Genomic DNA, 13,031 nt, shown 5'->3' with positions numbered 1-13,031 from the left:
GGCCCCGACGCTACGGTCCGGCGGGTGCCCCGACAAGTCGGCCCCGGCGCGTCCCCCGGTTCAGGCCGCTTCGGCGACCGCGTCGCCGGGGATGCCCGCGGGCTCGGTGGCCCGGTGCACTCCGGTGAGCAGCAGCAGCGCCAGTGCGATCATCACGCCGGCAGCCATCACCACGGCCATGGCCAGTTCGTCGTTGCCCAGCACCCCGACCACGGGGGCGATCGCCGCGCCGCCGCCGAACTGGACGGCGCCCAGCAGCGCAGCGGCGGTGCCCGCGGCGTCCGGGTGCCGGGTCAGCGCGACGGCGGGGGCGTTCGGGATCACCAGACCCATCGCGGCGAGGATCGCCCACACCGGGATCACGAAGCCGTACACGCCGCCGACGTGCGCGGCCGCCAGCGCCACGAAGACCACCCCGAACACCGATGCGGCGACCAGCGCCCAGACCATGATCTGCTGCGGGCTGAACCGCTTGAGCAGCAGCACGTTGCACTGGGTGGTGCCGATCAACGCGACGGCCCCGGCCCCGAAGATCAGCGCGAAAGCCGTCTGGCCGACGCCGAACCTGTCCTGCAGCACGAACGGCGCACCCGCGATATAGGCGAACAGCCCGGACATGCCGAGCGCGGCGACCAGCACCAGGATCACGAACCGGGCATCGCGCAGCAGTTCCAGATAGGTCGCGCCGATGCTCCTGATCTTCAACGGGCGGCGGTGATCGACGGGCAGCGTCTCGGGTAGCGCGAGCACGGCCATCACCAACAGCGCCGCGGCGACCACCACCAGTGCGGCGAACACCCACTGCCAGGACCCGTGCAACAGCACCGCCGCGCCCAGCGACGGCGCGAGCACCGGGGCGACCCCGAGCACCAGCATCAGCCGCGACATCACGGTCGCCGCGACGTTGTCCTTGTACAGATCCCCGACCACCGCGATGGCCACCACCATGCCCGCTGCGGCGCCCATGCCCTGCAGGCCGCGGGCGACGCCGAGCACGGCGATGTTCGGGGCGAACATGCACACCAGCGACGCGATCATGTGCAGCACGATCCCGCCGAACAGCGGCTTGCGGCGGCCCAGCGAGTCCGACAGCGGCCCGATGATCAGCTGCCCGAGCGCAAGCCCGGCCAGCGTGCCGGTCAGGGTGAGCTGCGCGACCGACGACGTCACCGACAGTTCTTCGGCGATCTTGGGCAGCGCCGGCAGGTACATGTCGATGGTCAGCGGGCCGAGCGCGACCAGCAGGCCGAGCACGAAGATCATCTTGATGCGACTGGGGGCCTGGTCTGCGCCCGCCGAGTCCCGCTTCACATCCACGTCCGGGGATACTGCCATGGAAATGATTAGCGACGCTTTCCAATAAATTCTTCCCCGTATCGTCAACAGTGACGGCGATCACGTTCGGGCACGGGTGGCGCGCTGCCGTTCGTTTCACGAGGGCTAGCCTGAAACCAGGTTCACACAGGGAGGAAGCGCCCATGAGTGCCAGGTCGCGAGCCAAGAGTCAGTTACCTGCGGTGCAGGAAGAGGATCCGGGCGTGGCGGCCAAGGTGCTCTCGCAGATCATCGAGCGCGGCGCCCGCGTCCAGGGTCCCGCTGTGCGGGCCCATGTCGATCGCCTGCGCGAACAGAATCCCGGCGCGACACCGGCCGAGGTGATCCGCAAGCTCGACACCCAGTACATGGCCGCGGTGACCGCCAGCGGTGCGGCGGTCGGCTCGGCGGCAGCCTATCCGGGGATCGGCACGCTGGTGGCGATGTCGGCGATCGCGGGCGAGACGGTGGTGTTCCTCGAGGCGACCGCGCTGTACGTGCTGGCCATGGCCGAGGTGCACGGCATCCCGGCCGAACACCGCGAGCGGCGCCGCGCCCTGGTGCTGTCGGTGCTCGTGGGCGAGGACAGCAAGCGGGCGGTCGCCGACCTGCTCGGCCGCGGCCGCACCAGCGGGGCATGGGTGTCCGACGGGGCGGCGACGCTGCCGCTGCCCGCGCTGTCGCAATTGAACAGCCGGTTGCTGCGGTACTTCGTCAAGCGGTACACCCTCAAACGGGGGGCGCTGGCGTTCGGCAAGATGATGCCGGTCGGCATCGGAGCCGTCGTCGGCGGTGTCGGGAACCGGATGATGAGCAAGAAGATCGTCAGCAACGCCCACCGGGCATTCGGCGAGCCGCCGCAGCGGTGGCCCTCGACGCTGCACCTGCTGCCCGCGCCGCGGACGTAGCCGGGCGCTGACCGTTCCCGCTCATCCCCGCCGCGTTCGGCGGTCGTGACCGGAATGACCATAACGGCGTTGCCTGGTCGACCTCACGGCGGAAGCGCTAGCCTTTATTGCGGCAGGAACGCGGGACTGCACACCGGGTTGACACAGGGGAGGCGGGCGGCCGCGGGTCGCCGGCCCGAAGCGAAGAATTGAGGCGAAGAGCAGCCGTGAGTTCACCTTCACCATTCGGTCAGAACGAGTGGTTGGTCGAAGAGATGTACCGCAAATTCCGCGAGGATCCGTCATCGGTCGACCCCAGTTGGCACGAATTCCTCGTCGACTACTCCCCTGAGCCCACCACCGACGCCGCGTCGAGTGCGGCGTCGAGCTCCAACGGCACGTCCTCCGCGAAGACGCCGACCGCCCCCGCCGAACCGGCCCCGGCCCCGAAGCCCGCGAGCAGCAACGGCGGCTCGGCACCGGCGAAGACCGACAAGCCCGCGCCGAAGAAGGCCGAGAAGGCCGACAAGAGCGCCGACAAGGGCACAGCGAAGAGCACCGAGAAGAGTGCGGACAAGTCCGCCGACAAGTCCAAGGACAAGCCGGCGGCGAAGGCCAAGCCGGCCGCCACCGACTCCGAGGACGAGACCCAGGTGCTGCGCGGCGCGGCCGCGGCGGTCGTGAAGAACATGTCCGCCTCGCTGGAGGTGCCGACCGCGACCAGCGTGCGCGCCATCCCGGCCAAGGCGATGATCGACAACCGCATCGTCATCAACAACCACCTCAAACGCACGCGCGGCGGCAAGATCTCGTTCACCCACCTGCTCGGGTACGCGATCGTGCAGGCGGTCAAGAAGTTCCCGAACATGAACCGGCACTACGCCGAGATCGACGGCAAGCCGAACTCGGTGACCCCGGCCCACACGAATCTGGGCCTCGCCATCGATCTGCCCGGCAAGGACGGCAAGCGCTCCCTGGTGGTCGCCGCGATCAAGAACTGCGAGTCGATGCACTTCGGGCAGTTCATCGCCGCCTACGAGGACATCGTGCGTCGCGCCCGCGACGGTAAGCTGACCGCCGAAGACTTTGCGGGCGTGACGATTTCGCTCACCAACCCGGGCACCATCGGCACCGTGCACTCGGTGCCGCGGCTGATGCAGGGCCAGGGCGCGATCATCGGCGCCGGCGCGATGGAGTACCCCGCGGAGTTCCAGGGCGCCAGTGAGGAACGCATCGCCGACCTCGGCGTGGGCAAGCTGATGACGCTGACGTCGACCTACGACCACCGCATCATCCAGGGCGCCGAGTCCGGCGACTTCCTGCGCACGATCCACCAACTGCTACTCGACGACGAGTTCTACGACGAGATCTTCCGCGAGCTGGGCATCCCGTACGAGCCGGTGCGCTGGCGTATCGACAACCCGGATTCGATCGAGGACAAGAACGCCCGCGTCATCGAGCTGATCGCCGCGTACCGCAACCGCGGTCACCTGATGGCCGACATCGACCCGCTGCGCCTGGACAAGACCCGCTTCCGCAGCCACCCCGACCTCGACGTCAACACCCACGGGCTGACGCTGTGGGACCTCGACCGCGAGTTCAAGGTCAACGGGTTCGCCGGGGCGACCCACAAGAAGCTGCGCGACATCCTGGGCCTGCTGCGTGACGCGTACTGCCGCCACATCGGTGTGGAGTACACCCACATCCTCGAGCCCGAGCAGCAGCAGTGGCTGCAGGAGCGCATCGAGGTCAAGCACGAGAAGCCGACGGTCGCCGAGCAGAAGTACATCTTGAGCAAGCTCAACGCCGCCGAAGCGTTCGAGACCTTCCTGCAGACGAAATATGTTGGGCAGAAACGCTTCTCACTGGAAGGTGCGGAGACCGTCATCCCGATGATGGACGCCGCGATCGACCAGTGCGCCGAGCACGGCCTCAACGAGGTCGTCATCGGCATGCCCCACCGCGGCCGGCTCAACGTGCTCGCCAACATCGTCGGCAAGCCGTACAGCCAGATCTTCACCGAGTTCGAGGGCAATCTGAACCCGTCGCAGGCGCACGGCTCCGGCGACGTGAAGTACCACCTCGGCGCCAACGGCACCTACATCCAGATGTTCGGCGACAACGACATCGACGTGTCGCTGGTGGCCAACCCGAGCCACCTGGAGGCCGTCGACCCGGTGCTCGAGGGCATCGTCCGGGCCAAGCAGGATCTGCTCGAAAGCGGCGAGGAGGCCGACGGCGGCGCCGGCGACTTCACCGTCGTGCCGATGATGCTGCACGGTGACGCCGCGTTCGCCGGGCAGGGTGTGGTCGCCGAGACGCTGAACCTCGCGCTGCTGCGCGGGTACCGCACCGGCGGCACGATCCACATCATCGTGAACAACCAGATCGGGTTCACCACCTCGCCGTTCGACTCGCGCTCGTCGGAGTACTGCACCGACGTCGCGAAGATGATCGGGGCGCCGATCTTCCACGTCAACGGCGACGATCCCGAGGCCGCGGTGTGGGTGGCCAAGCTGGCCGTCGACTTCCGGCAGAAGTTCAAGAAGGACGTCGTGATCGACATGCTGTGCTACCGCAGGCGCGGGCACAACGAGGGCGACGACCCGTCGATGACGCAGCCGTACATGTACGACGTCATCGACACCAAGCGCGGTGTCCGCAAGACCTACACCGAAGCCCTGATCGGTCGCGGTGACATCTCGATGAAGGAAGCCGAGGACGCGCTGCGCGACTACCAGGGTCAGCTCGAGCGCGTGTTCAACGAGGTCCGCGATCTCGAGAAGCACGCGATCGAGCCGAGCGCCTCGGTCGAGTCCGACCAGATGGTTCCGGCGGGGATGAAGACCGCGGTGGACAAGGCGCTGCTGGCCCGTATCGGCGACGCGCATCTGGCGTTCGGCGAGGACTTCAACGTGCACCCGCGCGTCAAGCCGGTGCTGGAGAAGCGTCGCGAAATGGCCTACGAGGGCAAGGTCGACTGGGCGTTCGCCGAACTGCTCGCCCTCGGCACGTTCCTCGCCGAGGGCCGCACGATCCGGTTCACCGGTCAGGACACCCGTCGCGGCACGTTCACGCAGCGGCACGCCGTGATCATCGACCGTCAGAGCGGGCGCGAATTCACGCCGCTGGACCTGCTGACCGTCGACTCCGACGGCAACCCGACGGGCGGCAAGTTCATGGTCTACGACTCTGCGCTGTCGGAGTTCGCGGCCGTCGGCTTCGAGTACGGCTACTCGGTCGGCAACCCCGATGCGCTGGTGCTGTGGGAGGCGCAGTTCGGTGACTTCGTCAACGGCGCGCAGTCGATCATCGACGAGTTCATCAGCTCGGGCGAGGCCAAGTGGGGTCAGCTCTCCGACGTCGTGCTGCTGTTGCCGCACGGCCACGAGGGGCAGGGCCCGGACCACACCTCGGGCCGCATCGAGCGGTTCCTGCAGCTGTGGGCCGAGGGGTCGATGACGATCGCGGTGCCGTCGACGCCGGCGAACTACTTCCACCTGCTGCGCCGCCACGGCCTGGACGGCATCCACCGGCCGCTGATCGTGTTCACGCCGAAGTCGATGCTGCGCAACAAGGCCGCGGTCAGCGATCTGCGTGACTTCACCGAGGCGAAGTTCCGGTCGGTGCTCGAAGAGCCCACCTACACCGACGGCACCGGCGACCGGTCGAAGGCCAAGCGGGTGCTGCTGACCAGCGGCAAGCTGTACTACGAGCTCGCCGCGCGCAAGAACAAGGAAGACCGCGACGACGTCGCGATCGTGCGGCTCGAACAGTTGGCCCCGCTGCCGAAGCGGCGCCTCGCCGAGACGCTGGACCAGTACCCCAATGCCGAGAAGTTCTTCTGGGTGCAGGAGGAGCCGGCCAACCAGGGTGCGTGGCCGACGCTGGGCCTGACGCTGCCCGAGGTGCTGCCGGAGAAGCTGTCCGGGATCAAACGGATCTCGCGCCGCGCGATGTCGGCGCCGTCGTCGGGTTCGTCGAAGGTGCACGCCGTCGAACAGCAGGAGATCATCGACGAGGCGTTCGGCTGACGTTCGGCCGTCGGTCGCCTCGGCACCGCGAGCGTGCGTGTCTGTACCTCGACGCGCCGTGACCCGTGAGCACTCAGCGCACGGTCACGGCCGTCGAGCGCGGGCTGTCAGCGCAGGAACGAGAACGGCACCCCGTCGGTCATCGCGTTGACCGCCCGGGGGCAGAAGATCGAGATCGCCAGTCCGGTGAACATGGTGGCCGGACCGAGCGGACGGCCCAGCGCGTCGGCCACGTCGGCGGCGACGTTCGCGGCGTTCTGACCGGGTTCGGCGAGCATCGGACAGACGGTCTCGCCGACCCGCACGGCGGTGGCCGGATCGATGTCACCGAGCCGGTAGTGCGCCAGCGTGGACAGGAACGCGTCGGTGGTCGAGTCGGCCTGGGCGGGCGGGGCGGACAGCGTGGCCATCGCGACGGCGGCCGAGGCCACCGCGGCCGCGACAGCCGGGTACGTCAACTTCATGTCCTCATTGTCGCTCTCGGCGCCCCGGTCATTACCCGCCGCAATACACGGGACCCGGGGTACCGGGTAAGCTCACAACGACTCGACACGCGTTCAACAACCGAGGGAGTGGTATGCAGGGCTTCGCGGGGAAGGTAGCCGTCGTGACCGGGGCCGGTTCCGGCATCGGGCAGGCACTGGCGATCGAACTCGGCCGCTCCGGCGCGCTGGTCGCCATCAGCGACGTCGACACCGAGGGCCTGGCCGCCACCGAGCAACGCCTCAAGGCCATCGGCGCCCACGTGAAAAGCGACCGGCTCAACGTCACCGAACGTGAGACCTTCCTGCAGTACGCCGACGAGGTCGCCGAACATTTCGGCAAGGTCAACCAGATCTACAACAACGCCGGTATCGCGTTCACCGGCGACATCGAGATCACCCAGTTCAAGGACTTCGAGCGGGTGATGGACGTCGACTTCTGGGGCGTCGTCAACGGCACCAAGGCATTTCTTCCGCACCTGATCGCCTCCGGCGACGGGCATGTCGTCAACGTCTCGTCGGTGTTCGGATTGTTCTCGGTGCCCGGGCAGGCCGCCTACAACTCGGCGAAGTTCGCCGTCCGCGGCTTCACCGAGGCGCTGCGCCAGGAGATGGCGCTGGCCGGGCATCCGGTCAAGGTGTCGTGCGTACACCCCGGCGGCATCAAGACCGCGATCGCCCGCAACGCATCGGCCGCCGAGGGACTCGACCCCGAGGCGCTGGCCAAGACGTTCGACAAGAAGCTCGCCAGCACCACGCCGGAGAAGGCCGCGCAGGTGATCCTCGACGGCGTCCGCAAGAACAAGGCCCGCATCCTGATCGGCAACGACGCCAAGATGTTCGAGGTCCTGATCCGCGCGCTGGGCGCCGGGTATCAGAGCGTCTTCCCGAAGGCCGTCGCCCGGCTGACACCGCCGGCCAAGTAAGCGCGTTCGGCGCGACGAGCGCGCGCCGGTCGTACTAGTTGCCGACGCCGAGCGGGTGCTGCTCCAGCCACCGGCCCGCCACCAGGCCCGGATCGGTGCCCTCGGCGACCTGCCTGCGCATATCGGCCAGCGATCCGGTGTCGAGCACGCCGGCGATCTCGTTGAGCGCGAGCACCTGCGATTCGGACAGCTCGTTGCGCCGGTACAGCGGGACCAGGTTCTCGGCGCGGATCAGCGACGTCTTGTCCGACAACACCACCGCCTCCGACGGCACGTCCGGCGCCGCGGTCGACGTCCACGCCGCATCGATCTGCCCGCCGCGCAGCGCGTCGAACATCGCGTCGGCATCCCCGAACTCACGCGGTGCCGCCAGCTCGCAGGTCCCGACGCGCGCCGGGTGGCGGTCCTCGGTGGCGCCCACCGTCAGCTCCGGACAGTCACGCGCCACGGCGGCGATGTCACGGTCACCCCAGTCCTCGGCAGTGCGCTCCGCGACCGCGAGTGCGGGTTTGTCCTCCGCCGAGGTGGTGTAGTCCCCCGCCGCGATGCCCTCCGGCAACGCCGAGAGCAGCGTGCGGTACACCTGCTCGTCCGAGCGTGCCGCCGACTCCGGGGCCAGCCGCGCGAGCAACCGCCCGGTGAACCCCGGCGCGACGCGAATCTCGCCGGCGTCCAGCCCGCCGAGCGGGTCGTCGGAGGACTGCACATGCGCGGGGTTTCCGTAGAACCGCAGCGCCGCGACGTACAACTGCGCGACGAGCTGCGCTTCCGGATCAGCGGGCGCACCGACGGGGATCGACGGCGGCGCCGCAGGCCCGCCGCAGCCCGCGAGGATGCCGACGGCGACCAGAAGCGCGGCCGGCCGCAGCCGGCGCGGGGCGCGCGTGCGGCTCAGCCCGATCAGTCCTCGGATACGGCGGCCACCGCGGCCGCGACCGCAGGCCCGACCCGCGGATCCAGCGCGCTCGGCACGATGTGGTCGACGGCCAGATCGTCGCCGACCACCGAGAAGATCGCCTCGGCCGCAGCAACTTTCATCTTCTCGGTGATCCGGCGCGCACCGGCGTCGAGCGCACCGCGGAACACTCCGGGGAAGGCCAGCACGTTGTTGATCTGATTCGGGAAGTCGCTGCGGCCCGTGGCGACGACGGCCGCGTACTTGCGCGCGGCGTCCGGGTGGATCTCCGGGTCGGGGTTGGACAGCGCGAACACGATGCCGTTGGGCGCCATCGTCGCGATGAGCTCCTCGGGCACCAGCCCGGCCGACACACCCAGGAAGACGTCGGCGCCGTCGAGTGCCTCGGCCACCCCGCCGGTCAGCCCGCGCGGGTTGGTCCGCCCGGCCAGGTCGGACTTGAACGAGTTCAGGTCGCTGCGCCCGTTCTCGACGATGCCCTTGCTGTCGAGCACCACGATGTCGGTGATCCCGGTGTTGAGCAGGATGTTGGTGCACGCGACGCCGGCGGCACCGGCACCGGACACCACGATCTTCAGCGATTGCAGGTCACGGTCGAGCACCTTCACCGCACCGAGCAGCGCGGCGAGCACGACGATCGCCGTGCCGTGCTGGTCGTCGTGCATGACCGGGCAGTCGAGGGCCTCGATGACACGCCGCTCGATCTCGAAGCAGCGGGGAGCCGAGATGTCCTCCAGGTTCACCGCGCCGAAGGTCGGGCGCAGCCGGATCAGCGTCTCGACGATCTCGTCGGGGTCCTTGGTGTCGAGCACGATCGGGATCGAGTTCAGCCCGCCGAACGTCTTGAACAGTGCGCTCTTGCCTTCCATCACCGGCAGTGAGGCGGCCGCGCCGATGTCGCCGAGGCCAAGCACGGCGCTGCCGTCGCTGACCACCGCGACCAGCCGGTTGGCCCAGGTGTACTTCCTGGCCAGCGTCTTGTCGGCGGCGATGGCGCGGCTCACCTGCGCCACACCGGGGGTGTAGGCGATCGACAGCGCGCGCTGCGTGTCCAGTGGGGATTTCAGACCGATGGAGAGCTTGCCGCCCTCGTGCGCTTCGAAGATCTCGTTGTCATCGACGACAACCTGGGGCGTGCGAACCTGTTCAGCCACGGCGTCACAGTATCCGACCCCGCAATCTCACAGGAACAGGTTCCCCCTTCGTGAGAACGGGCAGACATATCCGACGCGTACGATTCGCCCGACACCGATACAGGGAGGTGGCGCATGGCCGCATTCCGAGCGTTGCCTCCCCGTCCGGCGCGGCTGGTGCACAAGGCCCGGGTGCACAAGACTGGGGCCGCCGGGCCGGGTCCCGATGTCCCGGTCAGCGATGCCGTCGTCGACTGCGGTGTGTACTGCGACGGACGGCGACTGCCGGGCGACTACTCCCCCGCCGCTGCGCTGGCGAAGGTGTGCGAGATCAAGGACGAAGGCCGTCCCGCGTTCGTCTGGATCGGCCTGCACGAACCCGACGAGCGTCAGATGCACACCGTCGCCGAGGTGTTCGGGTTGCACGAACTCGCCGTCGAGGACGCCGTGCACGCGCATCAGCGACCGAAGCTCGAACGCTACGACGACATGTTGTTCCTGGTACTCAAGACCGTGGTGTACGTCGAGCACGAGGCGATCGCCAACGCCCGCGAGATCGTCGAGACCGGCGAGGTGATGATCTTCGTCGGCGACGGCTTCGTCATCACGGTTCGCCACGGCGAACACAGCGAGCTCTCGGGCGTGCGTAAACGTCTCGAAGCCGCCCCGGACAACCTCGCGCACGGTCCGTGTGCGGTGATGCACGCGATCGCCGACCATGTCGTCGACACCTATCTCGAAGTCACCGAGTTGATCGAGCACGACATCGACGCGATGGAGGAGGACATCTTCTCCCCGGGAAAACAGACCGACATCGGCAGCATCTACCTGCTCAAACGCGAAGTCGTGGAACTGCGCCGCGCAGTCGGCCCGCTGACCACCGATCTGCAACGCATCGGCACCGAGCACGCCGACCTGATCGACCTCGAGGTCCGCCAGTACATGCGCGACGTGCTCGACCACACCATCAAGGCCTCCGAGCGCATCGCCAGCTACGACGAACTGCTCAGCTCGCTGGTGCAGGCCGCGTTCGGCAAGGTCGCGATGCAGCAGAACATCGACATGCGCAAGATCTCGGCGTGGGTCGCGATCGCCGCGGTACCGACCGCGATGGCAGGCATCTACGGCATGAACTTCGCGAACATGCCCGAATTGAACTGGACGTTCGGGTACCCGCTGGTGCTGCTGATCATGACGTCCGTGTGCGTCGTGCTCTACCGCAACTTCCGGCGCAACAACTGGCTCTAGCGATCCCCGGCGGCCCGCCGCTCAGGTCGGATTGGCGGCCCGCCGCCGTGGGTCCGTCGGGTCGACCCCGTCCTGCACCCACGCCTCCCTCATCGCCTCCGCGCCCTTCAGCCGCACCCACGCGGCTTCGGTCGCGGTGATCGGCACCGCCGAGAGCACCACCACCGGCGACAACGGCTCCGGCAACACCACATCGTCGATATCGCTGCGCCCCAACAGAAAAGCCGTGAACGGCGCACCCTCCCACAGCGGCATCTCCAGATCCACCAACGCATCGGGCGCCAGCACCAGACCCTCGACGGCCGGTGCGGCCGCCACCACCGCCAGGGATCGGGACAGCCCCGCAGGCGAGGGTCCGCGCAGCGCGACCACGACCTCGGCGCGCGGCCCCTGCACGGGATCGGCGATCATCTCGGCCGGGTCGACCATCGGCTGTTTCGAGCAGCCGAGCGAGACATAGTGCACCGCACCGTCTCCGGGACCGGCGAAGCGCAGCACGTCGATCCGGTCCGCTCCGAGGAAGGTGACGCTGGCCTGGTCCGGTTCGGCGGTGACACCGCGGCCGGCGAAGTGCTCGATCAGATGCGCGCGAACCGCCGCGATGACGTCACTCATGCCGAACCCGTTGGGAGCGAGAGATTCTGACCCGTTCCAGAACGATCTCGGCCATCGTCAGAGCGTCAAGCGGGCCAGCAGATCCCGGCCCTTCTCGGCATTCTGCGGGTCGCAGAGCACGTCGTAGCGGCCGGCGACCAGCTGCAGTGTCGAGCTGAAATCCCTTGTGCCACGCGCCATCGCGTAAGGGATGGCGGAGGTGATCAGTCCGAAGAACACACCGGCGATCAGACCCGTGACGAGCGCGCTCCACGGATTCGGGCTGAAGAACCCGAGGATCAGCCCGATGAACAGGCCCAGCCACGCGCCGGTCAGCACCCCGCCACCGAGCACCTTCGGCCACGTCAGCCTGCCCGTGACGCGTTCGACCTGCATCAGGTCCACGCCGACGATGGTCACCTGCTGGACGGGAAACTGTTGATCCGAGAGGTAGTCGACGGCGCGTTGCGCCTCGGCGTACGTCGGATAGGAGCCGATGGGCCAACCCTTGGGCGGAGTGGGCAGGCCGGCCTGACGACCCCGCCCCGCGGCGGGACCGGACGCAGGCGCGCCGGGATTCTGTCCAGGTTGGAAGGGGCTGGTCATAGTGTCCTCACTGCCTTTCCTTCACAGACACACAACGCTAGTCCACTGATAACGCCCGGCCTACCCCGGAGGTGCCCCGACCCGGGCTCACCTCGGCGTATCCGGTTCTAGGCTAGGTTGATCCCCATGACAAGTTCGGACAACGACCCCCGTCCGGCCGAATCCTCCGATTCCGCTCCGAGCGGCTCCGAGCCACCCTCGGCCGGTCACGAAGCGCCCCCGATCGAGAGCACCTCGGACGCGCCCGAACCCTCTCTGGACGACACCCCTGCGCACGGCTACGCACCGCCGCCGGCGTACCACCCGCCCACCTATGTACCTCCGACGCCGGCCACCGGGTTCCCGCCGCCCGGCGACCTCGCCTCACCCCCGTATCCCCCGCCTCCGCCCGGTTTCGGGCCGCCCTTGGGCGCAGGATCGCCGCCCTACCCGCCGCCGTACCCGACGCAGGGATACGGCCAGCCGTCTTACGGACCGCCGGGATACCCGCCGCCCGGATACGGCGCCCCCGGCTACCCGCCTCCACCGCAGTACGGCGAATACTCCGGTGGCTACCCGGGTGCGGAATACGGCTACGGCGCACCGGCACCGCAGGGCAACAACGGGTTGGCCATCGGCTCACTGGTCGCCTCGCTGATCGCGATCCCGCTGATCTTCGCGTGCTTCGCGGGCACCGTCGCGTCGATCGTCGCGATCGTCCTCGGCATCATCGCGCTCAACCAGATCAAGACCACCGGCCAGTCCGGCAAGGAGATGGCCATCGCCGGCACCGCGATCGGTGCGTTCGGCCTGCTCATCTCCCTCATCCTGATGGTGATCGTCGCCGCCGCGGGGGTCTAGGGCGTGTCTGACAAATGCGGCAGCCAGAGGGTGATGGCGCGTAGGACGGCT

The 13,031-nt window shown here is 68.4% G+C and carries 11 protein-coding genes; 5 read left to right on the top strand and 6 right to left on the bottom strand.

The window, feature by feature from the left end; translation table 11 throughout:
* Positions 1-60: 60 nt before the first annotated feature.
* Complete coding sequence (locus tag BST38_RS15290; RefSeq protein ID WP_083144190.1) at positions 61-1,335, bottom strand: multidrug effflux MFS transporter; 1,275 nt, start codon at positions 1,333-1,335, stop codon at positions 61-63.
* Positions 1,336-1,478: 143 nt separating this feature from the next.
* Here BST38_RS15290 and BST38_RS15285 point away from each other — a divergent pair, with 143 nt between their 5' ends.
* Entirely contained in the window at positions 1,479-2,222 is a 744-nt protein-coding gene (locus BST38_RS15285; RefSeq protein WP_083144189.1) for a hypothetical protein, read from the top strand.
* 254 nt (positions 2,223-2,476) lie between these two features.
* Entirely contained in the window at positions 2,477-6,235 is a 3,759-nt protein-coding gene (locus BST38_RS15280; RefSeq protein ID WP_237160813.1) for a multifunctional oxoglutarate decarboxylase/oxoglutarate dehydrogenase thiamine pyrophosphate-binding subunit/dihydrolipoyllysine-residue succinyltransferase subunit, read from the top strand.
* A 107-nt stretch (positions 6,236-6,342) separates the two neighbouring features.
* Here the strand turns inward: BST38_RS15280 and BST38_RS15275 are convergent, their stop codons facing one another.
* On the bottom strand, positions 6,343-6,699 hold the full coding sequence (locus BST38_RS15275; protein WP_083144187.1) for a DUF732 domain-containing protein: 357 nt from the start codon (positions 6,697-6,699) through the stop codon (positions 6,343-6,345).
* A gap of 113 nt (positions 6,700-6,812) precedes the next feature.
* On the opposite strand from BST38_RS15275, the gene BST38_RS15270 reads away from it, so the two are divergent.
* Positions 6,813-7,643 carry an SDR family NAD(P)-dependent oxidoreductase gene (locus BST38_RS15270; protein ID WP_083144186.1) on the top strand — a complete coding sequence of 277 codons (831 nt, stop codon included), beginning with the start codon at positions 6,813-6,815 and terminating at the stop codon, positions 7,641-7,643.
* Positions 7,644-7,677: 34 nt separating this feature from the next.
* Here the strand turns inward: BST38_RS15270 and BST38_RS15265 are convergent, their stop codons facing one another.
* Both BST38_RS15265 and BST38_RS15260 read right to left on the bottom strand, forming a co-directional pair.
* Positions 7,678-8,544, bottom strand: a complete 867-nt coding sequence (locus BST38_RS15265) for a glycine betaine ABC transporter substrate-binding protein (RefSeq protein ID WP_083144286.1) — start codon at positions 8,542-8,544, stop codon at positions 7,678-7,680.
* Positions 8,544-9,713, bottom strand: coding sequence for an NAD(P)-dependent malic enzyme (locus tag BST38_RS15260; protein ID WP_083144185.1), 1,170 nt, complete (start codon positions 9,711-9,713; stop codon positions 8,544-8,546). The genes BST38_RS15265 and BST38_RS15260 overlap by 1 nt, the downstream gene beginning before the upstream one ends.
* A 114-nt stretch (positions 9,714-9,827) precedes the next feature.
* On the opposite strand from BST38_RS15260, the gene corA reads away from it, so the two are divergent.
* Positions 9,828-10,940 (top strand): magnesium/cobalt transporter CorA, encoded by a 1,113-nt coding sequence (gene corA, locus BST38_RS15255; protein WP_083144184.1) that lies wholly within the window; start codon positions 9,828-9,830, stop codon positions 10,938-10,940.
* A gap of 21 nt (positions 10,941-10,961) precedes the next feature.
* Here the strand turns inward: corA and BST38_RS15250 are convergent, their stop codons facing one another.
* Positions 10,962-11,555 (bottom strand): suppressor of fused domain protein, encoded by a 594-nt coding sequence (locus tag BST38_RS15250; RefSeq protein ID WP_083144183.1) that lies wholly within the window; start codon positions 11,553-11,555, stop codon positions 10,962-10,964.
* 57 nt (positions 11,556-11,612) lie between these two features.
* Positions 11,613-12,140, bottom strand: a complete 528-nt coding sequence (locus tag BST38_RS15245; protein ID WP_083144182.1) for a YflT domain-containing protein — start codon at positions 12,138-12,140, stop codon at positions 11,613-11,615.
* Positions 12,141-12,266: 126 nt separating this feature from the next.
* Between BST38_RS15245 and BST38_RS15240 the strand changes: the two genes are divergently transcribed.
* Complete coding sequence (locus BST38_RS15240; protein ID WP_083144181.1) at positions 12,267-12,980, top strand: DUF4190 domain-containing protein; 714 nt, start codon at positions 12,267-12,269, stop codon at positions 12,978-12,980.
* Positions 12,981-13,031: the final 51 nt, after the last annotated feature.

Origin of the sequence: Mycolicibacterium parafortuitum (assembly GCF_002086815.1) — a bacterium.
Lineage (GTDB): Bacteria > Actinomycetota > Actinomycetes > Mycobacteriales > Mycobacteriaceae > Mycobacterium > Mycobacterium parafortuitum.
This window is presented reverse-complemented; position numbering and strand designations above follow the sequence as displayed.